Consider the following 26,042-nt stretch of genomic DNA (forward strand, 5'->3'; position numbering starts at 1 on the left):
TCTTTTCTTAATTTAGGAGTTTTACATGGCAGCAATGATGTTTATGAAAGTAACTGGCGTCACCGGCGAAGCAACCGATGACAAGCACAAGGATTGGAGCGACATCAAATCGTTCTCGTGGGGCGCCAGCCAGCCAGGCGGCATGGTCGTCGGTGGCGGCGCGGGCCGCGCCAGCTTCAACGACCTGCAAGTGGTCGCCTACATGGACAAGGCCACCCCGGCCTTGATCAAGCACTGCGCAAGCGGCATGCATCTCGGCAGCGTGGTTGTCCACGTCTGCAAATCGACGGGCACGAAGAAAGAGTTTTGCGTCGTCACCCTGGAAGATGTGCTGGTCACATCGGCGCAAATCGTCGGCGTCGATCCGCAAGACACGCTTGAGCGTCTGGTCATGAACTATGGCTTCCAGGCTGCCAAAGTGCGTCAGGCTTACACCGACAAGCAAGGCAACGGCGCATCGAGCCCAATGGGCTGGAACATCAGCGACAACGTCGAAATGTAATGTGCGGGGTTCATCGCGCCACGGCCCGATGAACCCTTTCTCAAAGGTGGAACATGAATCAACATGCGGTCGCTGAAGTAGCAAGCCTGGATGAAGAACATGCGCAGCTCAAGGAGCTGATCCGGCGCACACCGGAAGACGCGGACCTGCGCGCGCGGCTGTTCCAGGTGCTGGCATTGCGCGGTGACTGGCCGCGTGCGCAGGCCGCGCTGAGAATGACCCTGGAACTCAATCCCAACGCCCATTCGCTGGCGGGGACCTACCTGCGGCCGCTGGCGTGCGAACTGCTGCGCGCGCAGGTGTTCGCCGGTGCCCGGCGGCCCGAGGTCCAGGAAGCCCATGCGGCGGTGTCGGCGGCAGTTGAGCGCCTGGCCGACGCCCTGCAACTCGACGAAGGCGGTAGCCATGCGCAGGCCGGGCTCTTGCGCGCCGCCGCCATGGCCGACCTGCCGGCGCGCGGCGGACACCTGCGCCTGCACGGCGCCGACACACCTGTCCCGTTCGACTGGCTGGCCGATGGCGACAGCCGCTTCGGCCCGGTGCTCGAACTGTTCGCAGCCGATCGCTATCTGTGGCTGCCACTGGCCCAGGTGCGGCGCATTCGCCTGGTGCCGCCGACCAGCCGCTGCGCGCTGGTCTGGTCGCATGGCGCCATCGATCTCGTGACCGGCAAGACCATCCACGGGGCTTTGCCGGTGCGCTACCCCTTGCCCGCCACCGTGACTGACCAAAAAATCCTGACCGCCGCGTATACCGAATGGCAGCCGCTGGCGGGGGCCGACCAGTATCTGGGCATCGGCCAACGCATGCTGGTGACCGACCAGGGCGAATACGCCCTGCTCGATATCGCCGAGATTGTTTTCGAACTTGACGATGCGCAGGCGGGCAATGACTAGGTCAGGCAACCACGTCCCGCGTCCCCTGCACGGGCGCCATGACGACGCCGAGCGCCTGCGCCTGGGTGCGCGCGACCGTCTGCGTCCGGCCCTGCTGGAACGCCTGACCGACCACGACCGGCTGCAAGCCATCGAAATGGAGCCGCCCGGCACCTCCAGTGCGGCCCTGCGCAGCGCCGTCATGCGCGACCTGGTCTGGCTGCTCAATTGCACCGCCATGGCGGCCGACGTCGATCTCGAGGCTTACCCGCAGGTGGAGCGCTCGGTCCTCAATTACGGCATCCTTCCGCTGTCGGGCAAGCATTTGTCGGAGCTCGATACCCAGGAACTGGCCGGCAGCCTGCGCCGCGCGATTCTCAGGTTCGAGCCGCGCCTGCTGCCGGACACGCTCCAGGTGCGTTGCGTGTCCGCCCCGGACAGTCTGACGCTGCACAACGAACTGGCGTTCGAAATCCGTGCCCAGTTATGGTCGCAACCGTATCCGGTGGAGTTTCTCGTGCGCTCCGACGTGGACATCGAAACCGGCCACACCAGACTGCACAACCTGGTGGCCGACTGATGGATGCACGGCTGCTGGACTACTACAACCGCGAACTTGGCTACCTGCGCGAGATGGGCGCCGAATTCGCCGAACAGTTTCCCAAGGTCGCTGGCCGCCTGGGCATGCACGGCATTGACGTGGCCGACCCCTACGTCGAGCGCTTGCTGGAAGGCTTCAGCTTCCTGACGGCGCGCGTGCAGCTGAAAATGGATGCGCAGTTTCCCCGCTTTACCGAGCAGCTGCTGACGTCGATCTACCCCGGCTATCTGGCGCCGACGCCGTCCATGGCGGTGGTGCAGCTGCAGCCGGACCTGACCGTGGGCAGCCTGGCGTCGGGCTTCACCTTGCCGGCCCGGACCTCGCTGCGCGCCGCTCTGGCGCGCGGCGAACAGACCGCCTGCGAGTTTCGCACCGGCCACGCCGTCACACTGTGGCCGCTGACCCTGGACCAGGTGCGTTTCGGCCCCGCACCGGGCGATCTGCCGGCGCGCCTGCGCAACCGGGCCAAGGCCGCGCTGCGCATCAACCTGCAGTTTGGCTGCGGTCAGCGCTGCGAAGCGACGCCGCTCGACAAGCTGACCTTCCATGTGGCCGGTCCCGAGCAGCGCGCCTTGCGCCTGCTGGAACTGGTGGCGGGTCACAGCATCGCCGTGCTGTGCCGGCAAACCGACAGCGGCAATGGGGCCAGCCGGCCATGGGGCGAGGTGCTCGACGCCAGCGCCGTGCGCCATGAAGGCTTCGACATGGCGCAGGCCCTGCTGCCGGTCGACGAACGCCACTTCCAGGGCTACCGGATCTTGCAGGAGTATTTCGCCTACCCGGCCCGCCTGCTGTTTTTCAGTATCGCCGGCTTGCAGCGCGCCTTGCGCGGCGTCACCGGCACGCAGTTCGACATCGTCATCCTGCTCGACCAGGACGATGCAACGCTCGAGCGCCTGGTCGGCACGGGCGACCTGGCGATGCACTGCACGCCGGTGGTGAACCTGTTCCCGAAACGCGCGGACCGGGTCCTGGTCACGCCCAAGGTCAATGAATACCATCTGCTGGTCGACCGCAGCAAGGCACTCGACTTCGAAGTCCATAGCGTGACGTCCATGCTCGGCCACGGCAGCGGCGACGACCGCCAGTTCCGCCCGTTTCATGCCTCGTTCGCACGCGATGCGCGCGACCATGGCGCCTACTACTGCCTGCGGCGCGAAGCGCGCCTGCTGTCGCAGCGCGCCCGCCAGCAAGGCGCGCGCACCTCCTACAACGGCAGCGATGTGTACATTTCACTGGTCGACCAGCACGAAGCGCCGTTTGCCGACACCTTGCGCCAGCTATCGGTCGATACGCTGTGCACCAACCGCGACCTGGCCTTGCTGCTCAGTACCGGCGGCGACAGCGACTTCACGCTCAACGTCTCGGCCCCGGTCGGTGCCATCACGACCGTGCGCGCGCCGTCGCGTCCCCAGGCGCCGCTGGCCGACGGCAAGCTGGCATGGCAGCTGATCAGCCACCTCGGCCTGAATCACCAGGGCCTGTTCGAGCAGGATGGCGAGCAAGGCGCGGCGATCCTGCGTGAATTGCTTGGCCTGTATCTGGACGACAGCCAGGCCGGATTGCAGCGCCAGGTCGAAGGCGTGCGTTCGGTCGTGCACCAGCCGGTGTTTCGCCGCCTGCCCCAGCCTGGCCCGCCGGTGCATGGGCGCGGCGTGAAGATCGCCGTGACCGTCGACGAGCAAGCCTTCTCCGGCGACAGTCCGTATCTGTTCGGCGCGGTGCTGGAACAGTTCTTCGCGCGCTACGTGTCGGTCAATCTGTTCGCCGAGCTGGAGCTCCATAGCGGTAGCCGGGGCCGGATCGCCAGCTGGCCGGCGCGCCTGGGCAACAGGCCGCTGTTATGAACGCGACCTGGAGCAATCAGGCGCGCTGGCGGCAGCTGCGCGAAGCGCCGTACGAGCACGATCTGTTCGCGCTGCTGCGCTGGATCGACGCGCGCGCCGGTGCCGCGCAGCAGCTGGGGCGGACCGGCCATCCGGACCAGGAACCGCTGCGCCTGGCGCAAAAGGCCTCGCTCGCCTTTGCGCCCGCCTCGGTGGCCGACCTGCGCGAGCTGGAAGGCCGCGCGCCGCAACTGAGCATCTACGGCTTCGGTGTGTTTGGACCGAACGGGCCGCTGCCGCTGCATCTGACCGAATACGCGCGCGAACGCGAGCGCATGGCGTCCGATCCGACCCTGGTCGCTTTTGCCGACCTGTTTCATCATCGCCTGATCACCCTGTTTTACCGGGCCTGGGCCGATAGCCAGGTGACCGCCACGCTCGATCGCCCGGGCGAGGCGCGTTTCGATGCCCATCTGGCCAGCCTGCTGGGCATGGGACTGCCGGCACAAAAGCGCCCTGGCGCCATCGGTCTGCATGCGCGCTACTGCCAGGCTGGCCATCTGGGCCGGCAAAGCCGCAATCCGGAAGGCTTGCGCGCCATCTTGCACAGCTATTTCGAGATCCCGGTCAAGGTCATCGAGCATGTGACGCACTGGGTCAGTCTGGCCGCCGCCGACCGCCTTGCGCTTGGCAACGCGGGCACGGGACTTGGCCGGGGCAGCACCCTCGGCATGGCCGTGCGCGACGCCCAGTCGCGCTTTCGGCTGGTACTGGGGCCGCTGACACTGGACGACTACCAGCGCTTTTTGCCGGGCGGCGAGCGTGTCGCCGCGCTGGTCGAATGGGTCCACGAATTTGTCGGCATGGACCTGAGCTGGGATGTCCAGCTGGTGCTGGCCGACGAGCACAAGCCCATGACGGCGCTGAGCCGGATGCAGCCGCTCGGCCTGTCGACGTGGCTGGGCAGACGGCCTGCCGACACCCCGCGCGCAGGGAGCACTCACCTGATTCTCGATTACACGGAACGCGCCGCCAGGAAACGTAGCGCGCCGCGCGCCGACTCTCACCTTCAACGAGGAACACTTCATGTCTGAAATCAGCCGCCTGGCCCTGTTCGGCAAGCTCAATCCCAATCTGTACGCAGCACTCGAAAGCGCCACTGCGTTCTGTCGCCTGCGCGGCAATCCGTACGTCGAGCTGGTGCACTGGATCCATCAGCTATGGCAGGCGCCCGACGGCGATCTGCAGCACGTCGCCAGCCACTTCAATCTGGACCAGGACCAGCTGACGCGCGACTTGCTGGCGGCGCTGGACCGCTTGCCGCGCGGCGCGGGCGCGGTGAGCGACCTGTCCGGCCATATCGACGACGCTGTCGAACGCGCGTGGGTGTACGGTAGCCTGACGTTCAACGCCGAGAAGATTCGCGGCGCGCATTTGCTGCTCGGTTTGCTGAAGACCAGCAGCCTGCGCCATGTGCTGGTCGGTGTCTCGCGCCAGTTCGAGCGGGTCTTGCCGGACGTCCTGTCCGGCAGCATGGACCAGATCCTGGCCGGCTCGCCGGAACAGGCGCTCGCCGGCGCCGCAGCCCTTCCGCTTGACGGCGTGCCTGCGGCCGCAAGCGGCAAGGCCCTCGCGCTCTACACGGTCGACCTGACCGCACGCGCCCGTGCCGGTGAAATCGACCCTGTCACCGGGCGCGATGAAGAAATCCGGCAGATGGTCGACGTGCTGCTGCGTCGCCGCCAGAACAATCCGCTGCTCGCCGGCGAAGCCGGGGTCGGCAAAACCGCCGTGGTGGAAGGCCTCGCACAGCGCATCGCCAACGGCGACGTGCCGCCGCCGCTGCGCGACGTCGACCTGCTGCTGCTCGACATCGGCCTGCTGCAAGCCGGCGCCAGCGTCAAAGGCGAATTCGAGAAGCGCCTGCGCGAATTGATCACCGAGGTGCAGGCCAGCGCCCGTCCGGTCATCCTGTTCATCGACGAGATTCACACCCTGATCGGCGCTGGCGGCGCGGCCGGCACCGGCGACGCCGCCAATCTCTTGAAACCCATGCTGGCGCGCGGCGAGCTGCGCACCATTGGCGCCACCACCTGGGCCGAATACAAAAAGTATATTGAGAAGGACGCCGCCCTGACCCGCCGTTTCCAGGTCGTGCAGATCGCCGAACCGGACGAGGCGCGCGCCGTCACCATGATGCGCGGCCTGGCCGACAAGCTGGCCACCCACCACCGCGTGCTGCTGCTCGACGATGCCATCGTGGCGTCGGTGGCGCTGTCGCACCGCTACATTCCGGCGCGCCAGCTGCCGAACAAGGCCGTCAGCCTGCTCGACACCGCCTGCGCCCGCGTGGCGGTGAGCCAGCACAGCTGCCCGCCCATGCTGGAAGACTGCCAGCGCCGCATCGACGCCATGCTGGTCGAGCAGGACATCGTGACACATGAGTGCAATCTCGGTGCGGGCGACGCCAGTCGCCTTGAACCGCTGGCCCGGCGCATCGCCGCCGAGCGGCACGAGTTCGACACCATCAGCGCGCGCTGGCACGCCGAAAAACTGATGGCGGAACAAATTTTCACCCTGCGCGACGCCTTGCAGGCGGCCGCACCCGGCGCGCGTGCCGCCCGCCTGACCGAATTGCAAGCGGTACTGGTACAGCTTGAATTGCACCAGGAAGAACAGGCGCTGATCCACACCGCGGTCGACGCCCATGCCGTGGCCGCGGTGGTTGCCGACTGGACCGGCATTCCGGTCGGACGGATGGTCGGCGACGCCGTCGAAGCGGTGCTGGAACTGGCCAATACCCTGGGCCAGCGCGTGATCGGCCAGCAGCATGCGCTGGAAGCGATTGCGCGCCGCGTGCAGACCGCGCGCGCACGCCTGGACGATCCGAACAAGCCGGTCGGCGTGTTCCTGCTGGCCGGTCCTTCCGGCGTCGGCAAGACCGAAACCGCGCTGGCCCTGGCCGAAACCCTGTACGGCGGCGAGCAGAATCTGATCACCATCAATATGAGCGAATTCCAGGAAGCCCATACCGTCAGCACCTTGAAAGGCGCGCCGCCCGGCTATGTCGGTTACGGCGAAGGCGGTGTGCTGACCGAGGCGGTGCGCCGCCGTCCGTACAGCGTGGTCCTGCTCGATGAAATCGAAAAGGCCCACCCGGACGTGCATGAAATCTTCTTCCAGGTGTTCGACAAGGGCTGGATGGAAGACGGCGAAGGCCGCTACATCGACTTCAAGAACACTGTCATCATCCTGACCTCGAACGTCGGCAGCGATCTCTTGATGCGCCTGTGCCAGGACCCGGACCTGATGCCGGAGGTCGATGCGCTGGCCGGCGCGCTGCGCGAGCCGCTGCTCAAAGTGTTCCCGGCCGCCTTGCTCGGCCGGCTGTCGGTGGTGCCGTACTTCCCGCTGTCGGACAGCATGCTCGCGCGGATCGTCGCGCTGCAATTCGATCGCATCCGCAGCCGCCTGCTGGCCAACCACCAGATTGCGTTCACCTATGAAGACGCCGCCGTGGCCCTGCTCGGCCAACGCTGCACCCAGCTCGAATCCGGCGGGCGCATGGTCGACGCGGTATTGACGCAGACGGTGCTGCCGCACATCAGCCGCGAGATCCTGCTGCGCCTGTCGGCACCCGAAAAACTGACCGGCGTGACCATTGGCGCGGAGGGCGGCGAGTTCACGTATCGCTTCGCGCATGCGCACGCTGCGCTGGCCATTCCGGCCGTACGGTCCGACGACCTGGACGTCGAACTGTCGGCACTGCCGAACTGAGATTGCCTCACCCATGACAAATATGACGAAAGATTTTTTGATGAACCGACTTGTAAACGTTTGCCCTCCTGTATCCATGTTCAGAACCGCTGTTGTCAAAACTGGTGCGTCGGTGCTGGCGCTCGGCGCCCCGCTCTGGCTGAGCGCCTGTGCCGATACGCCCCCTGCGCCGGTTGCCGCTCCCGAGCCAACGGCCAGGTCCGCCGCAGTCATATTGAATTCCATGGAGCAGCGCGCGCAAGCTGCCATTGCGGAAGCCGACAAGCAATTCGCGGCCGGTGACTTCAAGGCAGTCATCGGCAGCCTGACCAGCAGCAAGGCCATCGATTTCGCAAGCACCGCGACGCAGGTCCAGGCGCACAAGCTGCTGGCGTTCAGCTACTGCCTCACCAAGAAGACCGCGCTGTGCTACGCGCAAGCCCAGCGCGTGATGCAGCTCGATCCGGCCTTCCAGCTGCCCGAAGCCGAGCGTTCGCATCCGACCTGGGGGCCGGCGTTCGATGCCGCCCGCAAAAGGGCCGCAGCTCCAGCCAAGTCATAATCGGGAACACGCATGCGATTGACCATCCTCGAACACGCCGGACAGCCGGTACGCCCGCCGGTCGGCAAGGACTTCTCCCCGCCTGGCGCAACCATTGGGCGTGGCGCCGACAACCATCTGGTGCTGGCCGACGACACCCGGCAGATTTCGCGCTTGCAGGCATCGGTGCGCATCGATGACAGCGGTACTTACCTGGCCAATCTGAGTACGGTCTGCCCGGTGGAAGTGAACGATGCGGCATTGACGGGCGACCAGTTCTGGCGCCTCCAGGATGGCGACCAGGTGCGGATTGGTTTGTATCTGCTGCAGGTTGGCGCGCAGCAGGCGGCCGATGCCGCCGACAGCCCGCCGCCTGTGGCCGAGGTGGAAGACGCCATCGCCACGGCACCCGCGAGTGTAGCGCCAGCGCCAGCACCAGCGGCGACGGCGGCTCCCGACGATGCGTTCTGGGATAACCTTGTGTCCGACTTTGCGCCGGCACCGAGCGCCCGGCTGTTTGCCGCTGCTGCGCCGGTGCCAGCGCCGCTGGCGGTCGCGCAGGCGGCGGCGCCGGAAATGCTGTTGCCGGACGACGCGCTTGCGACGCTGAGCAATCCGTCGGTCGATCCGCTCGATTTCTTTGCCAACCCTGGCGCGCAATCGCACAGCAACCTGTTCGCCGACAGTGCCAGCGCCCTGCCCGACACCAGCACTGCGCTGCTGGAACTGGCGCAACAAGAACAGGCGGCGTGCGCCCCGTTCGACACCAGCTCCTTGTTCGGCCGGGCGATTGCCGGCGGCGCGCAAGCGGATCCCGCGCCAGTGCAGTTCGCTGCCGATATTGCGCCGCCCGTCCGGACGGCGGCGCGGCCCCCATCCTGCGAACCTGCGCCGCCCACACCGGACGCCGCAAGCATGGTCGCGGCATTTCTGGATGGTGCCGGCTTCACCCCGAATGAAGGCACCCTGACCGACGCGCACTTTCATCAGGCCGGTCGCCTGTTGAGCAAACTGGTCGGAGGCTCGATGAACCTGCTGACCAGCCGCACGATCATCAAGCGTGAAGTCAAGGCAGAACTGACCATGATGCTCGACAAGGAAAACAATCCGCTCAAGCTGCTGCCGGACGCCAAGACCGTCCTCAAACAAATGTTCGGGCCACCGTTCCCCGGCTTCATGACGTCCGAGCGCGCCGTCGACGACACCTTCCATGACTTGCAGGCCCACCAGATGGGCATGCTGGCGGGCATGCGCGCCGCACTCAATCAGCTGTTGCGCAATTTCAGTCCGGAAGTGGTGGACAAGCAGATGGGGGCCGATGTCTGGTACGACCGCCTGATGCCGAAGGGGCGCGACGGGCGCGCGTGGGTCCGTTATCGCGCGCTGCACCAGGCGGCGGTAACCGCCGTGGAGGAAGACTTCCATACCGTGTTCGGGCAGGTATTCCTGTCCGCCTACGACGCCGAGGTCGAACTCTACCGCGCACAGAGGATGCAACAGGCATGCTGACCTTGACCACGGCGCAATGCTCGCATCGGGGCGGGCGCGCCAGCAATGAAGACGCCCTCGGTTCCCGGGTACGTGAAAACGACGCCTGCTTTGCGATCAGCGACGGCGTCGGTGGCCGCGCCGGCGGCGCCATCGCATCGAAGTTGGCGGTGCACTGGGCCTTGCAGCAGCTCGATGACAAGCCAGCGTACGGACTGCAAGCGATGACGCACGGCAGCGTGGATGCCGCCGACGCCGCCATCGTCGCGGAACAAAGGCGCAACCCCGAGCGGGCGCACATGGCGGCGACCATGGTGGCGCTGTTTATCGACCGGCGCGAACGGATGGCGCAGTGGATTCATGTCGGGGACAGCCGCCTGTACCTGTTCCGGCGCGGGCATTTGCTGCGACGCACGCAAGACCACAGCCTGGCCGCGCAACTGCAACGGGCTGGCTTGTCCTGTAGTCCGGACAAAGCGCATTTGCTCAGCCACGCGCTGGGCCAGGCCGATACCGACACCATCGAGCCTGGCGTGGCCTGCACGCTTGAAGACGGCGATGCCTATCTGCTGTGCACCGACGGCTTCTGGAACGGGCTCGATGACGCGGCGATGCAGCACTGCCTGCAAATAGCGGGCAATGTGGCCGATTGGATCGCCCTGCTGGCGGAGCGAGTGCGTCAGCGCAGCGATGGCGAGGGCACGCAAGACAACTACTCGGCGCTGGGCGTATGGGTCGGCGATCCGCATTTGGTCACCCGCGCGCCTGCCGCTTGATAAGCACCCGATTGCAATCCCTACGATAGATATATTACCTGTCGATGACCAAATGAATATAGTCAAAACCTTGGGAAACATTATTGACCGGACCGCTTCAATAACGTTAGCATAGTCCGCCAATTAAGAAAATTGCAATATCCTATTGTCGGAATCGATGTATAGAATACCGCGCGATCCATATCGATTTGAGTTCCAGCGCCACCGGATAAACAAGCAGCATATGAAAATCATCAAACCGATGCGCCTGGGCGTATTACCCCGGCCCTTTACCTGGCAGAAGAAACATTATCTATGCGTGACGGCATACGCGCATGCCACGCTTGGACCCAATCCCCAGCTATTGAATGAACAAGGCTTGTGGCCGATGCTGGCCAGCGAGCTGGGGGAAACCAGCGTGCTCGACCTGGGCTTGCCAAAGCAATATCCGGAGTTTCTGGTATCCGGTTTTGGCTATACCCATCATCAGCAAGATAAAACCCGTTGCGCCGTCTCCGCCCAGGTTGGTCATATTGAAAAACGCCTGACTGTTTTTGGCGACCGCTATTGGATCGCCGGTGGCGCCAGTGCGCCGGCGCCATTCGACGCCATGCCGCTGGACTGGACGCATGCCTTCGGCGGCGCGGCCTATGCCGGCAATCCGCTTGGCCGCGGCATTGATGCCGACCATATTGGCGATCGACAGGTGGTCCGGCTGCCCAACATCGAGCTGGCCGGCGAACTGTACCAGTCGCCGGGCAGGCCGCCGTCGGCGCCGGCCGGCATGGGACCGGTCGACCTCGCCTGGCCGCAGCGCCAGGCGCGCATGGGCGTGCACGACCAGGCCTGGTTCGACAATGACTTCCCCGGCCTTGCCAGGGACATGGACTGGCGCGCATGGAACGCCGCACCCGACGATCAGCACTTCCCCGCCAGCTTTGAGCTTGCCGGCGCGCCCTACACCTTGCGCAATATGCACCCGGAGCACCCGGTGCTGAGCGGAACCATTCCCGACTGGCTTGGCCGTTGCCTCGTGGTCAAACGGCAGCCTGGCAAGCAGATTACCGCCGACATCGACCTGCGGCTGACCACGGCGTGGTTCTTCCCGCACCGGCTGGAAAGCGTGCTGATATATCACGGCGTGGTCGAGATCGACCAGGACGATGCCCACGACGTTGTGCAACTGATGCCCGCGCTGGAGCATCGCCATGCAAAACGCGATCATGCCCACTTCCTGAGGGTGCTGGAACAAAGGTGCGACCCGAAGACTGGCAGCAACTACGCCTTTCGCGATGGCGACCTGCTGCCTGACGGCGTGGCGCTCGGCCCCCTGTTCCCTGGCGAAGACACCATGTTCGACAAGGCGCCAGGCCCGCTGGAACGCAATCTTCGGCAGAACATGCAAAACCAGCGCGACAAGGCTGCGCAAACGGCGCGTGAGGAAGGGCTGGTCCCGGACGACATCCTTCCGCCGATGAACGCCGCTCCCGAGCTGCCGCGCCGCCTGGAAGATTTGCCGCAATTTATGGAAAAGGTGGATCGGCAGCACGCCGCCGACCTGGATCAAGCCCGGGCAACGCTGGCCACGACGCGCCGGGAAATGGCGGCCAATCTCCCGCCCGACCATCAGAACCAGCTTGCCATGCTCGACCAGCTGGCGCCTCTGCTCGACAGCAATGCCGGTGCCACGCGAGCGCCGGCGGCGCCCACCCACAGCTTCGCCGAGGTCAAGGCGAGCCACGTCCACATGGCAGCCTTGGGAAAAACATTTCCCGAAACGCCTGCTCCCGAGCTCATGCCGGCCGCCGAGCTGAAAGCCAAAATGCACAAAATGTACCTGCATGGCGTGACCGGTTTCGCGCCAGCCGCCGTGCTGGCCGGGGATGCGGCCCGGCGCATGCGCGAGCAGGTGGCGGCGATCTACGCCAGCACGCGGGACTTTGCCGGCCTGGACCTGACCGGGGCGGATCTGTCGGGCATGGATTTGCGCGGTGCAAATTTTAGCGGCGCCATGCTGGAAAGCGCCGACTTGCGCGGCGCCAAACTGGACGCTTGCAACTTTGCCGAAGCGATCCTGGCGCGCACCTCGCTTGCCGGCGCCAGCTTTGCGAACGCCAGGTGCGATGGCGCCAGCCTGGCGCAAGCCGACGCCCGCCACGCCTCCTTCGCGCACGCCGTACTGAACAAGTGCGCTTGGGAAGAAACCAAGCTCGATCACGCCGACTTCGCGCACGCGCAGATCGGTGAAGTCATGCTGACCGACCTGCAGATTGCGTCGGCAAGTTTTGACGGTACGCGCTTTTTCTCGGTGACGTTCTACAAAGTTGGCATGCGCGAATGCAGTTTCCGGGATGCACATTTCGAGAAATGCGCCTTTATCGAAGGCCGGCAAGAAGATCTGTGCTTCGACAAGGCCACCTTGCAAGACAGCGCATGGGTCACGACCGACGCGGCACGGCTGAGTTTTCGCGGCAGCGTCCTGCGCACCTGCGCGGTCACCGATAAAACGTCACTCGATGAGGCCGACTTCACGGATGCCCAGCTCTCACAATGCAATTTCCGTGAAATCAGCATGCAGCGCGCAAATTTCAGCGGTGCGACAGCGGCGATCACGGACTTTTCTGAAGCCAATCTGAGCGGCGCCAACTTGCAGCGCATGAACGCCGGCGGCAGTTTTTTCACCCGCGCCGTCATGCTCGCCAGCGACCTGCGCGGCGCCAATCTGATTGGCGCAAGCCTGGTGAAGGCCGACTTGCGCTCGTGCGACCTGCGCGGCGCCAACCTGTTTCGCGCCGACCTGGCGCAAACGCTGGGCGACGGCGGGACCCTGTTCGACCAGGCCTACCTGGAGCAGACCAAATTCCTGCCCCGGCTGGTGCCTGACAGCGCCCTGGCCGATTGAGACCAAGGAATGCCGATGTTTTTCTTACACTTTCAGCAGGACACCCCATGTTCTTGAAAACCCAGCTTGGCCTCTCCCTGGCGCCGGTCGATGCCAAGATTCCGATTACCTCGCCCAACGCCGCGCCGGCACCGATGCACATCCCGAATGCCTTCAACATCCTCGTCGGCGGCACCCCGGCCCACAACCTGGCGACCTTTGCGCCGATGACCATGACCTTGCCCGGGGTTGGCGTGGCCAGCGGTACGGTCATGGGACCGTCGCGCGAAGTGACCGGCAAATACAACTTGCTGATCAAGGGGACGCCGGCCACGCGCATGACCAGCATGTCGATCCAGAATTCCACCAACGCACCGGGTATCTATCTGGTGCCGGGGCAGTTCAAGGTGCTGGCATTTTAGCCATGGCTTTCCGAAAGGGTTTTCCTTGAAGTACCGCAGCGTTGTCGCCAGTCCGGCCTATTGCCCTCCACCCCGGCGCTCGCGCCGCATTCTGCATATCGACTCGCGCGAGGCCGCCCCGGTCATGATGGTGACCACCTTGTATCTGCCGGACGGAGCGGGCCCTTTTCCGCTCTGGGTATTCAACCACGGCAGGAATTTCGGCAATACCGTGCTTCAAGCGCGCAGCCGGCCGGACGCGCTGGCCAAGGTCTTGCTGCGTCAGGGCTATGCGGTCGCCGCTCCCAACCGCAGAGGGTTTGCCGACTCGGGCGGCCGCCATTTGAGCCATTGGGAAAATCCGCTTTCCGGCGGACTGTGCTGTGCGCGCGACATCGAGACCGTGGTGCTGGCCATGTCCAGCAAGCCGTATATCGACGCCAGCCGGATCATCGTCAGCGGGCATTCGTATGGCGCGCTGGGAACCTTGGCCTACGGCATGAAGCCGCACGCCGGCGTGCGCGCCCTGGTGAACTTTGCCGGCGGCCTGCGCGGGGAAATGGACCAGGGCTGGCAGCAGCCGCTACGCGAGGCGTTCCGCTATTACGGCCGGCGCGCCAGGGTGCGCTCGCTGTGGCTGTACGCCGAAAACGACAGCTTCTGGCCGCTGGACTATGCCAGCTCGCTGCATGAGGCCTACTGCGAACACGGCGCCAATGCCGAATTTGTCAACCTCGGCCACTTCAAGGAGTGCGCCCACCGCTATGTACTGGACCCGGATGGGGTCGACTTCTGGTGGCCGAAGGTGGCTGAACTATTACGCGACATCGCAGCATGAGCGGCTGTCCGCATCCACACATTGTGTTTAAGCCTGGAAGGAAATTGATATGGACCGCATTGTAAAAGCCCACACGCCCCTCGGCGACGAGGTACTGCTCTTCAGCGCCCTGCGCGGTACAGAAGCGTTGTCGCAGTTGTTCGAATTTGAAGTGGACATGATTGCCGATAGCAACGCGCTGGACCTGAAAGCGCTGCTGGGCCAGCCATTGACGCTGGAAATCCAGACGCGCGACGGCGCAGTGCGCTACCTGGACGGCATCGTCGGGCGCGGCATGCTGGTGGGACGCGAAGGGGCAACCGCGCGCAGCTGGCGTTACCGCGCCATCGTGCGCCCGTGGTTGTGGCTGCTAACGCAAACCAAGGATTGCAAGATCTTCCAGAACAAAAGCGTCGCCGAGATCTTGCAGGAAGTACTCGGGGAATATGGCTTTGCGCTGGAGCTCAATCTGACCGGCAATTACCGAACCTGGACCTATTGCGTGCAGTACCAGGAGACCGACTTCGACTTCGTCAGCCGCCTGATGGAACACGAAGGCATCTATTACTACTTCAAGCATGCGCTGGGCAGCCATACCCTGGTGCTGGCCGATGACATCGGCGCGCACGAGGTACTGCCCGACTATGCCTCGATTCCCTTCTTCAAGGCCGAGCGCGTGGCCACGCCCCAGGAAGAGTTCATCGACCGCTACCACGTGGCCCAGGAAATCGCGCCGGGCAGCTACGTCACGGACGACTTCAATTTCACCAAGCCGCGCGCCAGGCTGCAGAACCAGCGCGCCAACGCCGGTTCGCACCAGCATGGCGACATGGAAGTCTACGACTGGATGGGTGGCTACGCCGAGATGGGCGATGCCGACCATTACAGCCGCATTCGCCTCGAAGGATTGCAGTCCGAGCGTGAACGCGACCATGGCCACGCCACAGTGCGCGCCCTGGCGCCCGGCTACCGCTTCAATCTGAGCAACTGCCCGCGCGACGAAGCCAACCGCGAGTATCTGCTGGTGAGCGTCACGTATCGCTTGCAGGAACCCTGTTACGCCAGCGATCCGACCCCGGCCTGCTACGAATGCGATTTCGTCACGCAGCCGACCAGCCTGCCGTTTCGCCCGCGCCGGGTCACCCCCAAGCCGCGCACCAACGGGCCGCAAACGGCGACCGTGGTCGGCCCGGCAGGCGAAGAAATCTGGACCGACGAATACGGCCGCATCAAAGTGCAGTTTCGCTGGGACCGCTACGGCACCATGGACGAAAACAGTTCGTGCTGGCTGCGCGTGGCAACGAGCTGGGCTGGCTCGAATTTCGGCAACTTGTACATCCCGCGGGTGGGCCAGGAAGTCATCGTCGACTTCATCGGTGGCGAGGCCGACCGGCCGATTGTCATCGGCAGCACCTACAACGCCGACCAGATGCCACCGTTCGGGCTGCCGGGCGCGGCCAGCAAAAGCGGTATCGTGTCGCGCTCGACCAAAGGCGGTTCGCCCGCCAATGCCAATTCGCTCGAGTTCGAGGACGCGATCGGCGCGGAAAGGCTGGCCCTGCATGCCGAGAAGGACATGCTGATCGAAGTGGAGCACAACAAGACCAACACGGTCGGCAATAATCAAGACGAGACCATTGTCGCCAACCATACCGAGTCGATTGGCGCCAACGCGACCCAATCGGTGGCGGCCAACCTGACCGAAAGTGTCGGCGCCAATAAGGTGACGTCCATCGACGTCAATCATGCCCATACGGTTGGCGGCACCAGCACCCGCACGGTCGTTGGCGCCAGCACCGAGCAGCACCAGAGCGGCCATGCGCACAAAGTCACCGGGCACCACGAGCATATCGTCACGGGCGACTACAACGAAACCATCTATGGCAATCACAATTATGTGCTGCACGGCGACCATAATTACACGGTGTATGGACATCGCAATTACGATTTGAATGGCAACCAGGTCCATATGCTGAACGGCAACCAGGCACAGAATGTCATCGGTGATTATCTGCGCGCGGTCAGCGGCAACCAGGACCATATCGTCGATGGCAGTCACGTTCACGTTGTGCATGGCGGGCATAAGGTAACCGCCAACAATGCCGATTACCATACGAGCGGCGTCCATAATATTTTTGCGGGTGATGTGTTCATCAAAGCGGGCGGCGGCGGCGGCGGGGCTACTGCCCCCGCTAAAAGTAGCACTGGTGGAGGCACGTACAACAATAAACTCGGCATTACCGCCACCTACGCCGTCGACATTGTCGGGATTGTCAAATTCTCCTATGCCACAACAGCGTTTTCCGTCGTGCCGCTCAACACCAACATGCGACTCGTCCAAATAGCCTTTCACGGAAAAGCACTCAGCTTTTTCGGTATAAAAACCGACTTGTGCGGGTGGAAGCGCGACATCAACGGTGTGAAAATTGAAGGAAGTATTGCCTATAACCAGACTTCTACAGTGTCCACCCTGAATGGCGGGGTACTGATGAATACCAGATTCATGAACCTGATATTTTGAACTGCCATGCAAGCACAACATCTTCAATCGAAAATCAGGAACGGCGAAGCGTTGGAGAAACTCGACCTGCGCGGGGCAGTGCTGACAGGCCTCGCACTAGCCGGGGGGCAATTCGATCAGGTCGACTTTCGAGGCGCTCAGCTCGATGGCGCCGATCTGAGCGAGTGCGAATTCATGAACTGCAATTTTGGAGAGGCCGATCTTCGCGATGCAAGCTTGGCCAAAACGACGTGGAACCAATGCAGCCTGAGCCAGGCTCGGCTCGATCGCGCAGAGGCCAGTGGTGCCACCATGCTCGAATGCGATCTGCGTGGTGCCCTATTGGAATCGTCGCGCTTCGGCAACGCCACGCTACTTCGCTGCAAGCTCGATGGCGCCAAGCTCATCGCTCTCAGGGCAGAAATGTTGTGTGTGACTGAATGTTCGGCGCATGACTGCGATTTTTCCGAAGCGCTGTTGGAAAAATCCCTGTTCATGGAGGTCGATTTCGCAGGTAGCGTGTGGCGTGCGGCCAGCTTGAAGAACGTTGTTTTCGCCAAAGCGAAGCTGACCGGGAATGTGTTTGCCGGACTGTCCATGCCGATGTGCCAGTTCGTCGAAAGCAATCTGGCGCAGACCGATTTCAGCGGGGCGAATATCGCGCACTGCATGTTCAAGGGTGCGCAACTGCAGGGTGCGCTACTGCGAGGCGTCCAGGCACGCTTTGCCTTGTTCGCCGAAGCCAACCTGGACGGCGCCGATCTGTCGGGCGGGTTTTTTGAACAAACGCTGTGGCCGCGTGCCAGCCTGCGGACAGCCAACTTGCGCGGCGCCAGGCTCGCCTACGCCACTTTCCAGGCAGCGTGCTGCGAAGGCGCGGACTTCCGCGACACCGACCTGCGCTTCGCCGATTTTTCGTATGCCGATCTACGCGATGCCAGCTTCAGCCACGCCGGCTTCGACCGCACCCGGCTGCATCGCAGCGCGCAGGATGGCGCGACCTGGACCAGCCGGCGCGGCGTCATCGAACACGATGAGCCACTTCTGCATGCCGAACTCTGGTCGCGTTGAGCCTGCCCCGGCGGTCGCCCTCCCCCATTCATTCAAGGATTCTTATGATGCATACCGTACTCGAACACGCCAGCGCACATGACGCGGCCATTCACGCCATTGCCACGGTCGTCGCCGATCTTGGTCATGGCAATTTTCTGTTGGACCTTCATGGCGGCACCCTGACCTGCAAGCGCGCCGCCAGTTGCCTGCTGCATCCGGAAACGGGCGACAAGGTGCTGGTCTCCGGTCCGAGCCGCCAGCAAAGCTACCTGATCGCCGTGCTTGAACGCGACAGCGCGCGCACCGCCAGGGTCGGCGTCGAGGGTGCCATGGCGATCGGCTACGGCGGCGCGGTGCAGGTCGTCAGCGACGACACCATCAGCCTGGAGAGCGCCGCGCTGTCCCTGACATCGGGGCAGCTGGGCATCCGCGCCGAGAGCGCCGTCGTCGTTGCGCAGGAACTGAGCTACCAGGGCCGGCAGTGGCAAGGCGCGCTGGGGGTGCTGCGCCACACCGGGCAGGCGCTGGAAATGCTGCTGGACAAAGTGCGCCAGGTCGCACGTGTCTGCCATCGCCAGGTCGAGCAAACCGACCATCTGCGCGTGGGCCAGCTCGATTATCAGGCCAGGGACTATGTGCGGCTACACGGCGACCATGTCATGGTGACCAGCGACAAGCTGCTGAAAATGGACTCAAAACAGATTCATCTGGGCTGAGGCATGAGCGACTTTAGCGCGATGGCGATCGCAGCGGCAATCATTTTGCTGGTTGGCGGGCACGTCTCCTGGCAGATCCGCGGCTTGTTTCGTGCAAGGGCAGCCGACGCCAGGCTGCTCGCGCACGGCGATGTATGCTATGCAAGGGTCGTCAGTGCGCGCCAGAGCGGCACCCTGATCAATGACCAGCCGCTGTGCGTGGTGCGCCTGGTGGATGTGCAGGCGCCTGCAACGCAGCGCGACATCGCCCAGGCCATCGCAGCGATCAATCTACCGGCAATACAAACCGGCTGTACGGTCGCCTTGCGGGTAGACCGTTCCAGCGGGCGGGCGCTGATTGATTTTTCTCGTTCATGAATCTGGCATCGACCGCCTGAGCGACTTGCGGCGGCTTCCGGCCGCTTAACGGCCTTACTGCAAGGCGCGAGCCATTGCATGATGGTAGTCGTGGCGCCGCATTCGCACGGTCAGTCCTGCCAGAATCAGCTCTTGCCACCACGCGCATGCAGTGCGAGCTTCTTGACCGATGCACCCAGTTTCCCTTTTTCATTGATGGGATGAAGTTCAATGTCTACTGACTGATTGGTCGCCATGCGGAACCGTAAAGTGACCGGGCCACTCGTCAAGACCAGGTAGCTGCCGTCATTACGGGGAGTAATCATATCCGCCGGCCCCACTGCCACCACGTCGCCGCCGGAGAATGTCAGAGCGTATTGCGATTCCGGCTTCTCGCCCAGGTCGACCACCACAGTCTTATTCCCGTAGTTCTTTGCGTCTAACAACAAGGTATCGGTGGTGACATTGAGAGAAACGCTGGCGGCCTTGTCCTTTGTGTCTTCTTTTTCCTTCTTCGGAATCCTGGCCGTTAGGGGATAAAACTGCGAGTCGGTCCACAAGCGGGCATAAGTCCAGTCAGTTGGAGGGGCTGCGGGTTTGGCAACCTGGCAACCGCTAATCTCGACAAGCAACGGGACGAGCTTAACCTTGCTGTCGGCCTCGGATGGAACCATTCGCGCAGTATCAAAGGTCAAGCCAACAGTCCGGCGATCATCCCTTACTGAAATCTCCGACGCAAGCAGTCCATAGGCCTGCCTGCTTAAAGTCGATGTTGCGGCAGCAGGGCTTACGGCAGCTTTTCCGAGGCTCTTACGGGTGCCAGTCTTGGGAACTACTGCGGCGGGTGTGGGCGCTTCAACCAGACCCCAGTGAACTGCCGCTTTCAAATTCCCTACGCCAAGTTCCGAGCCGCCTCGCAACGCGATGGCGATGCCTGATTCTATTTCCGCATACACGCCAAGCTGGCCTGCTACAGGGCACAAGGCTACCGATTTTGGAAGGTCGACAACCGTGGTGCTAAAACGCCCGCCGGGTAGTAAGGACAAAAGGTGCGACCATACGTAAGCCGCCGTCCGCTCACGCTCGGCCTCCATGCCTGTCTGCATTAAGCGATGCCCCGCGGTGGTACAAGATTGCTTGCGCGCCTCGTCCTCCGCGCCGCCGGTACGTTTGCATAGCGATGGCAGGTGCTCCTTGAAGTCTTTTTCAAACGCCTGGTAATTCCCTTCGAGGGGATATTCATCAACTTTTCTCAGGAAATCTTCCGTGAAACCCAGATGGGCCCATTGTTTGAGAACTGGAGCGAGTCTCTGGCTATATGTCTCACCATCTGAGCGAAGTTCGGTTCCATCAACGACGTGCAGCCATGAGTTCCGGGAAACCATGCGGGCCACTTCTGACTTCTTGGGAAAGAAGACAAGAACAGAGATGGTATTTGTCCGGGGATGTGTAGCGTAGCCTCCCCCAGGGTCATTGGCAGCGCCAAATCTGACGCGAAGCGAATTGTCCGAAAGCCGGCCTAACGTCAGGATGGAATTTACGTCCAGCCCCTGCAGGGCTTGCTGGCGGTCTTTTTGAGAGTTGGCAGAAAAGCCGATCCCGCCAAAGCCCTTAACCAGGTCTAGGGCAACTCCGATATCACGCAGCGCTTCTATGCTCTGAGCGCGTTCGGCAGTTTCAATGGAGTCAGTCGACAGAAGGGGCACAACAAACGGCGTGCCGGCGGTCGGATCCCTGACAACGGAAGCGCCTGTTGCGGCATCTGATTTTCCAGAATAGGAGAAAAAGCTCAAATTGGAGTAAACATCATAGCCAAGGTGCCGGCGTCGAGGCATGACACTTATCTGGACCCGCATGAGATAGGCCTCATATCCGGTTCGACTTGCCGCGTAGTCGACTTCTGCATTCAATGCCTCGACATCCTGCTTGTACGAAGCCATTGCCCGAAGCGCCAATGAGGAATTTATCGAGGTAATTCCCGAAACTTCGGTCGCGGGCTTCGCACCTGCGGCCAGGGCTGTCCCCGCAACGGGTGCGCGCGGCGTACCCGGAGCCTCCTCCGTGCTCGCCTCCGTTTTGGTATTGTCGTCCTTTCCAGTCTCGGTCGTCGTTGTGGACTTCGACGTCGTCCTGGATACAGTCGGAGCAAGTGATGCTTGCAAGCGCAAAATGCTGAGATATTTGTCCAACATCGCCTGAGTCGACGGTATCGCCTGGTCCTTAAGCGTCTTTGGGTCAACAGGAATCTCTGGCCGAAGTTTTGCCTTTATGTCGTTCCATGGGGTGATGGAGACAACCGCCACGTGCACCGACCCGGCTTCATCAAGATTGTCGACGGACTGGCTTCCCGCCGGCGTCTCCTTGAATTTGAGTCCATAACTCGAACAACCGATCAACAAGAACATTGCTGCGACGGCTATCACGCCACGGTTCATGGCAGCTCCTCAAATTTTTAGCGGGACGACAATTGTGAAACGAGAGCACGTCAAGGGCCAGGGTGTCCGGAGTCCGATCGCTTGCAGCGCTACGAAAACAGCTCGCGGTCGCGGATCTTGATCGGGTCGGTCCAGTCTTCAAGCCACCATGGCTTTTCCGATTCTTTGCGCGGAGGCAGTCTCAATTCAAGGTGCTTGTTTTTGACCTTCGCGGCTGCCCGACGAACACGGTACTCGTAATGATCGAATATGCGGAGTGCCTCGACCATGTACGCCGTCGCCACACGCTGGTCCCTGATGACGACCAGCTGTTCGCCGTTTTTCACGTCAGCCGCTTCCGAAAAATTGAACGAGCCCATGTAAACACGCGCATCAGGCGTGTTGAAATCAGTAACGATGAATTTGTGATGCAGCCGGATTCCACCACCTCCCGCTATCTCCCGCGCAAATGGTTCAGGCACATCGTCGGCGAGCACTGCAGGCTGAACAATGGCCATGTGGCCGTTCGCCATTTGCAGGTTGATTCCAGTCTTTTTGTCGGACATTCCGTAAACGAAGACATTCTCGTTATCGGTAAGCGATGAAATAGCATCGCGCATCGCTCCGTCAGTTTGATAAAGAAATGCGAGCGCGAAGAGCACATTCGACTTCGTGTGCGCCCCTACGTAGCGGGCCACAGTATCGAGTACTTTATTGTCACTGCCGTGCGGCGAAAAGGTCACGGCCGCCTGAACGGATGGCAACCCCAAATCAGACCACCCGGCCGATTGAGATGTTCTAACCCGATTCACGTCATCATCCGGCGACCAGTAGGCCATGAAAGCATTTTCAAAAACTCGGACCGGCTCGTCTCCGCGCATGATCACGGCGTTGTTAGCTTGAATGAAGAAACCACGCCAACTGAAATTGGTCGAACCGCATACAACGGCTTTGCATTTTGGGCCGTTAACAACAATTGTCTTGTTGTGCTGAAGTCCACCCATCTTCTGCCGAATGACATTGCCCTCCCCTGCGCTGTTTGCGAGCATGCTTGCTGCCGCGTTCTCGGCCGAATGGGGATGGCCGTGATCTGCGCTATTGTCGATGATGATGCGCAAGCGTGGACCTAAAGCCTGCAGGCGCGTCACCACGTCGCGTTCACTCAGGTCATACGCAACCACACTGACTTGGGCATCGGAGTCTGCCAAGGCCTCATCAAGTAATCCCAGAATCGCATTCCTGGCTTCAAAGCCCATCCATCCAAGTGCTTTAGCCGCTTGAGGGTGGGTAGCCACAAACGTGAGGCCATCGGCAGCCGTTGCCGGCAGCAATGACCCAATTTTGTGGCCGTCCTTTAGGTAGGTCTGTGAGAATTTCTGCGATGACACGTAGCCACGCGTAAAAGCGACGTTAAGCTCACCCTCGTAAGTCTCGAGCCCGAGTTCGATACTTGCCATTTGGGACTCGCCGTACCGCAGCACGGCATCGGGGTCCATGAAGACGGGGGTGACGCGATAGGTGAATTCGCCTGCCAGCTCTGCTTGGAACGGGAAATGAACCCATCGGAATTTCTGGATTGGCGACTCAAGCGTGGATAGTGACTTATCAGCAGTGATTCCAGGAAATCCTAAGCGATTTTTCAAAACCTTGAATTTCACGCTTCCGGGCGCGCGGTACTCGATCGCAAACCCGGCAAAATCGATTGGTGGCTTGCCGTCACGCCAGTTCATTGCGATCAGCACCATGCTTTCACCACGATGGATTTTGAGCGTGAACGGCGCTGTTGCGTTCTTGCCGACCACCGACCAATTGCCATTGCTCATCTCAGTCCTTTTTACAGAAACACCTCGTCAGCGTTTTCGGCGAGGTGCAGGATGACAAGCACAGGTCTTTCTGATCGGCTTGATATCCGTCAAGCACTGTGCAAGAACGCGATCAACATTAACAGAGAAAATTGTAAAGATAATCACAAATTATCACATTGATCACATTTCAGACGAATACCGCACAGTTTCCGCTTTACTGGCTGAGCGGGTATGCTCGATCCCCACACGCTCTCGGACCATAGCGGACCTCGAAAATTGCGTCGCGCAGTGGGTTTGTCGAGATCCCCGATATCCGGTGGCGACGTTCACGCCGATCGAATCAAGCGAACGGCTGGTCCAAACTCGCGGCGGGCCTGGTGAACCACCGAGGCCCGGATGCGCTCATGTAGAAATGATCTTCCAGACGAACGCCGAACTCTCCGGGAACGCAAATCATCGGCTCGTTGGAGAAACACATGCCTTGTTCGAGTGCGCGCGTTTCGCCGCCGACCAAATAGGGGCCTTCGTGGATATCCAGGCCGATGCCGTGACCGGTCCGGTGCGGAAGACCAGGCAGTGCATATCCCGGTCCAAAACCATGTGCTTCCAGAGAGCGCCTCGCGGCCTTGTCCACTTCTTCGCAAGGAACGCCGAGTTGCGCCGCGTCAAACGCGGCCTGCTGCGCGGCTTTCTCCGCGTCCCAGACGAATCTCTGCCTCTCCGACGCCTCGCCAAAGACATACGTTCTGGTAATGTCGGAAAGATAGTGATACAGCTTGCATCCGGTATCGATGAGAACCATATCGCCCTGTTTCAAGGTTTGCACGTAGTTCACGCCGTGCGGATACGCGGTGGCTTCGCCGAATAGTACAATGCAGAAATACGAACCACTCGATCCCACACGCTTGTGAGCAAGGTGGATGAACTCTTCAACTTCTTTCGTGGTAATGCCTTCGTGCAAGATTGAAGCCGCAGCGCGCTGCACTTGCAACGTCATGTTCATTGCGCATTGAATCAAGGCGATTTCCGCCGCCGACTTGCGCGCCCTGCAAAATGAGGTCAGCGGCGACGCCGGCCGCAGTGCATACCCCTCGGTCGCCGCCTGTATTGAAGAAAACAGAAACAGTGGCGTACTCTCGTCGATATACAACCGGCGCGCTGGAGCGGAGCTGTTCGAGATGCCCAGCTTCTCCAGAACTTGACGAAACGTGAGCGCCGGGTTGTCATGCTCATCCCAGCAGACAATGTCACCAGGGACTACCCTGAATTTCTCGATCGTCCCCCGCTCGAACGCGGGTGCGATATACACCAATTCACCGGCAGCGGGCAGGATTGCTCCGACCATTCTCTCGCTAGGATGCCATTGCATGCCAGTGAAATAGGTCAAGTTGCTTCCAGCATTCAAATATAGCGCGTCAATATCTTGCGACACCATAAAACGCTGTGCGCTCTTCATCCGCGCAAGGTGTTCCTCCATCCCGATCGGGATCGCGTGCTCGGTCATCAGCGACAATTCGTCAAGCGCCTGTTGCCAAGACTTCTTTCCAATATTCATTTTCACCGACTCCCCCCGTTTTTCGTTTCACTACAAACGTTCATTTGGCAGTAACCTTGTTTCCATTGGCGCCAGACTTGAGTTCGCTCGACACTGTTATTAACCAGTCCTCGAACTCCTTATCGTAGCTGTCGCCCCACTCTCGTGTGACGGCTTGATATCTGGGGTAATCTCCGACGCGGGTAAAGGCAAGCATCCTTTCAATTTCCTGGCGCTTGTTTTCCATCATGAAGCGAACCGCAAGATAACTCCACGCGTACACGCGATCCTTGCCGGTATTGTTTTCGTAACCCGTGTCGAAAAGCGCACTGAGCTTGAAGGCATTGGTTTTCGCGATCCGCATGGCTTCGGGATGCGCCGCCCCCCGCGCCAGATACTCCGCAATTCCTTCAGTCCACCACACCAGATACGGCGTGGCCGGTGCCGGTTTCGGGCAATTTTCAGGCGGACTATGCGAATCATGCAGATTGCGGCAAAAGTCGCCATGCAAGTTGAAGCGTGCGTCGAGGAAATGAACAAACTCGTGTTCCAAATTGTGGATACTGCCATCCGCTTTCTGATTGGCAATGAACTCCGCTTGATTGCCTGGCCGCTCAGGAAAGCCTTCCAGGTACATGCCGCCATTATCGGTCGGAATATCGAAATGCAAGCCCGCGTATTTTTCATACTCCGCCTTCGAACGATAAATATTCGCACGCAGACTCTCGTTGAAGTCGTTTGAAACAGATTTGCCGATCGTTGCAAACATGCGGTGGAAGCGTTGCTCAACGCCGCTGAGCGATGTGCAAGCCCTGGTCTCGAATTCGCGCGTCAGTGCCTGGGAGCGCAGCGTCACACTCGGGCCGCATCGCCAAGTACGGCTGAGTACCGCATCGACGCTTGCCGTGGCGTGAGGGGGAGTGCCGAAAGCGAACGACGAGGCATTGGCTGCAAACATGAGCGTCGCGGCATAAAAGGCTGTGAGAGGTCTGGAATACATGACGGTGCGTTGTGAATGAGTCTGAAGCCATTCTACGGCAGCCGCATCTGTCGCGAGCTTATTGCTGCTGGCTTATGCCGATTTCCCCGGGTTTGATCCATCGATTCCTGAAACCTCAGTATCGTCCCGGCATCAAACGAGCTGCGCGGATCTGAATACGAGGCGGCAAGCCGAATTGATAATGTCCAGATCCGCAAGTAGCGAACGCCTGAGCACCAAACCAGCGCCGCGCTACGACCGC

General features: G+C 61.6%; 20 protein-coding genes. 16 read left to right on the forward strand and 4 right to left on the reverse strand.

The genetic code is table 11. The annotated features are described in order from the left end of the window. Positions 1-25: 25 nt before the first annotated feature. The 16 genes from F2P45_RS11245 (at position 26) to F2P45_RS11320 (ending at position 19,069) form a co-directional block, all read left to right on the forward strand. Positions 26-502, forward strand: coding sequence for an Hcp family type VI secretion system effector (locus F2P45_RS11245; RefSeq protein ID WP_166874333.1), 477 nt, complete (start codon positions 26-28; stop codon positions 500-502). Between the two features lie 53 nt (positions 503-555). Further along, positions 556-1,398 (forward strand): type VI secretion system accessory protein TagJ, encoded by an 843-nt coding sequence (locus tag F2P45_RS11250; RefSeq protein WP_166874335.1) that lies wholly within the window; start codon positions 556-558, stop codon positions 1,396-1,398. Then, positions 1,391-1,957 (forward strand): type VI secretion system baseplate subunit TssE, encoded by a 567-nt coding sequence (tssE, locus tag F2P45_RS11255; RefSeq protein WP_166874338.1) that lies wholly within the window; start codon positions 1,391-1,393, stop codon positions 1,955-1,957. Before F2P45_RS11250 ends, tssE begins: the two co-directional genes overlap by 8 nt. After that, entirely contained in the window at positions 1,957-3,825 is a 1,869-nt protein-coding gene (gene tssF / locus F2P45_RS11260; protein WP_166874341.1) for a type VI secretion system baseplate subunit TssF, read from the forward strand. Before tssE ends, tssF begins: the two co-directional genes overlap by 1 nt. Next, positions 3,822-4,898 carry a type VI secretion system baseplate subunit TssG gene (gene tssG, locus F2P45_RS11265; protein WP_166874344.1) on the forward strand — a complete coding sequence of 359 codons (1,077 nt, stop codon included), beginning with the start codon at positions 3,822-3,824 and terminating at the stop codon, positions 4,896-4,898. The genes tssF and tssG overlap by 4 nt, the downstream gene beginning before the upstream one ends. Next, on the forward strand, positions 4,891-7,581 hold the full coding sequence (gene tssH, locus F2P45_RS11270; RefSeq protein WP_166874347.1) for a type VI secretion system ATPase TssH: 2,691 nt from the start codon (positions 4,891-4,893) through the stop codon (positions 7,579-7,581). Before tssG ends, tssH begins: the two co-directional genes overlap by 8 nt. A 76-nt stretch (positions 7,582-7,657) precedes the next feature. Next, entirely contained in the window at positions 7,658-8,122 is a 465-nt protein-coding gene (locus F2P45_RS11275; RefSeq protein WP_166874350.1) for a TssQ family T6SS-associated lipoprotein, read from the forward strand. A gap of 12 nt (positions 8,123-8,134) precedes the next feature. Beyond that, positions 8,135-9,610, forward strand: a complete 1,476-nt coding sequence (gene tagH, locus F2P45_RS11280) for a type VI secretion system-associated FHA domain protein TagH (RefSeq protein ID WP_166874353.1) — start codon at positions 8,135-8,137, stop codon at positions 9,608-9,610. After that, a complete protein-coding gene (locus F2P45_RS11285; RefSeq protein ID WP_166874356.1) occupies positions 9,604-10,365 on the forward strand; it encodes a PP2C family protein-serine/threonine phosphatase in 762 nt (253 codons plus the stop codon). The genes tagH and F2P45_RS11285 overlap by 7 nt, the downstream gene beginning before the upstream one ends. Before the next feature lie 223 nt (positions 10,366-10,588). After that, positions 10,589-13,246, forward strand: a complete 2,658-nt coding sequence (locus tag F2P45_RS11290) for a DUF2169 family type VI secretion system accessory protein (protein ID WP_166874359.1) — start codon at positions 10,589-10,591, stop codon at positions 13,244-13,246. A gap of 47 nt (positions 13,247-13,293) precedes the next feature. Continuing rightward, positions 13,294-13,647: a PAAR-like domain-containing protein gene (locus F2P45_RS11295; protein ID WP_166874362.1), complete on the forward strand. Its 354-nt coding sequence runs from the start codon at positions 13,294-13,296 to the stop codon at positions 13,645-13,647. A gap of 25 nt (positions 13,648-13,672) precedes the next feature. Beyond that, positions 13,673-14,464 (forward strand): dienelactone hydrolase family protein, encoded by a 792-nt coding sequence (locus F2P45_RS11300; protein WP_223164713.1) that lies wholly within the window; start codon positions 13,673-13,675, stop codon positions 14,462-14,464. A 49-nt stretch (positions 14,465-14,513) separates the two neighbouring features. Further along, a complete protein-coding gene (locus tag F2P45_RS11305; protein WP_166874365.1) occupies positions 14,514-16,964 on the forward strand; it encodes a type VI secretion system Vgr family protein in 2,451 nt (816 codons plus the stop codon). A gap of 6 nt (positions 16,965-16,970) precedes the next feature. Next, positions 16,971-18,014 (forward strand): pentapeptide repeat-containing protein, encoded by a 1,044-nt coding sequence (locus F2P45_RS11310; RefSeq protein ID WP_166874368.1) that lies wholly within the window; start codon positions 16,971-16,973, stop codon positions 18,012-18,014. Positions 18,015-18,058: 44 nt separating this feature from the next. Continuing rightward, the gene (locus F2P45_RS11315; protein ID WP_166874371.1) at positions 18,059-18,712 is read left to right on the forward strand and encodes a DUF3540 domain-containing protein; all 654 of its coding nucleotides are present in this window, start codon (positions 18,059-18,061) and stop codon (positions 18,710-18,712) included. A 3-nt stretch (positions 18,713-18,715) separates the two neighbouring features. Beyond that, positions 18,716-19,069: a hypothetical protein gene (locus F2P45_RS11320; RefSeq protein ID WP_166874374.1), complete on the forward strand. Its 354-nt coding sequence runs from the start codon at positions 18,716-18,718 to the stop codon at positions 19,067-19,069. Positions 19,070-19,194: 125 nt separating this feature from the next. Here the strand turns inward: F2P45_RS11320 and F2P45_RS11325 are convergent, their stop codons facing one another. From F2P45_RS11325 to F2P45_RS11340, 4 genes are all read right to left on the reverse strand, one after another. After that, positions 19,195-21,483, reverse strand: coding sequence for a hypothetical protein (locus F2P45_RS11325; protein ID WP_166874377.1), 2,289 nt, complete (start codon positions 21,481-21,483; stop codon positions 19,195-19,197). An 89-nt stretch (positions 21,484-21,572) separates the two neighbouring features. After that, positions 21,573-23,285, reverse strand: coding sequence for a phospholipase D-like domain-containing protein (locus F2P45_RS11330; protein ID WP_166874380.1), 1,713 nt, complete (start codon positions 23,283-23,285; stop codon positions 21,573-21,575). A gap of 322 nt (positions 23,286-23,607) precedes the next feature. Continuing rightward, positions 23,608-24,822 (reverse strand): M24 family metallopeptidase, encoded by a 1,215-nt coding sequence (locus F2P45_RS11335; RefSeq protein WP_166874383.1) that lies wholly within the window; start codon positions 24,820-24,822, stop codon positions 23,608-23,610. Positions 24,823-24,862: 40 nt separating this feature from the next. Further along, positions 24,863-25,801, reverse strand: a complete 939-nt coding sequence (locus F2P45_RS11340) for a collagenase (RefSeq protein WP_223164714.1) — start codon at positions 25,799-25,801, stop codon at positions 24,863-24,865. Between the last annotated feature and the right edge of the window lie 241 nt (positions 25,802-26,042).

The sequence above is a fragment of the Massilia mucilaginosa genome, assembly GCF_011682145.1.
Lineage (GTDB): Bacteria > Pseudomonadota > Gammaproteobacteria > Burkholderiales > Burkholderiaceae_D > Telluria_A > Telluria_A mucilaginosa.

Bases quoted from the DNA above. Each gene is read 5' to 3' on its own strand.
- F2P45_RS11245 (WP_166874333.1), top strand. From the start codon at position 26: ATGGCAGCAATGATGTTTATGAAAGTAACTGGCGTCACCGGCGAAGCA.
- F2P45_RS11250 (WP_166874335.1), top strand. From the start codon at position 556: ATGAATCAACATGCGGTCGCTGAAGTAGCAAGCCTGGATGAAGAACAT.
- tssE (WP_166874338.1), top strand. From the start codon at position 1,391: ATGACTAGGTCAGGCAACCACGTCCCGCGTCCCCTGCACGGGCGCCAT.
- tssF (WP_166874341.1), top strand. From the start codon at position 1,957: ATGGATGCACGGCTGCTGGACTACTACAACCGCGAACTTGGCTACCTG.
- tssG (WP_166874344.1), top strand. From the start codon at position 3,822: ATGAACGCGACCTGGAGCAATCAGGCGCGCTGGCGGCAGCTGCGCGAA.
- tssH (WP_166874347.1), top strand. From the start codon at position 4,891: ATGTCTGAAATCAGCCGCCTGGCCCTGTTCGGCAAGCTCAATCCCAAT.
- F2P45_RS11275 (WP_166874350.1), top strand. From the start codon at position 7,658: ATGTTCAGAACCGCTGTTGTCAAAACTGGTGCGTCGGTGCTGGCGCTC.
- tagH (WP_166874353.1), top strand. From the start codon at position 8,135: ATGCGATTGACCATCCTCGAACACGCCGGACAGCCGGTACGCCCGCCG.
- F2P45_RS11285 (WP_166874356.1), top strand. From the start codon at position 9,604: ATGCTGACCTTGACCACGGCGCAATGCTCGCATCGGGGCGGGCGCGCC.
- F2P45_RS11290 (WP_166874359.1), top strand. From the start codon at position 10,589: ATGAAAATCATCAAACCGATGCGCCTGGGCGTATTACCCCGGCCCTTT.
- F2P45_RS11295 (WP_166874362.1), top strand. From the start codon at position 13,294: ATGTTCTTGAAAACCCAGCTTGGCCTCTCCCTGGCGCCGGTCGATGCC.
- F2P45_RS11305 (WP_166874365.1), top strand. From the start codon at position 14,514: ATGGACCGCATTGTAAAAGCCCACACGCCCCTCGGCGACGAGGTACTG.
- F2P45_RS11310 (WP_166874368.1), top strand. From the start codon at position 16,971: ATGCAAGCACAACATCTTCAATCGAAAATCAGGAACGGCGAAGCGTTG.
- F2P45_RS11315 (WP_166874371.1), top strand. From the start codon at position 18,059: ATGATGCATACCGTACTCGAACACGCCAGCGCACATGACGCGGCCATT.
- F2P45_RS11320 (WP_166874374.1), top strand. From the start codon at position 18,716: ATGAGCGACTTTAGCGCGATGGCGATCGCAGCGGCAATCATTTTGCTG.
- F2P45_RS11325 (WP_166874377.1), bottom strand. From the start codon at position 21,483: ATGAACCGTGGCGTGATAGCCGTCGCAGCAATGTTCTTGTTGATCGGT.
- F2P45_RS11330 (WP_166874380.1), bottom strand. From the start codon at position 23,285: ATGAGCAATGGCAATTGGTCGGTGGTCGGCAAGAACGCAACAGCGCCG.
- F2P45_RS11335 (WP_166874383.1), bottom strand. From the start codon at position 24,822: ATGAATATTGGAAAGAAGTCTTGGCAACAGGCGCTTGACGAATTGTCG.
- F2P45_RS11340 (WP_223164714.1), bottom strand. From the start codon at position 25,801: ATGTATTCCAGACCTCTCACAGCCTTTTATGCCGCGACGCTCATGTTT.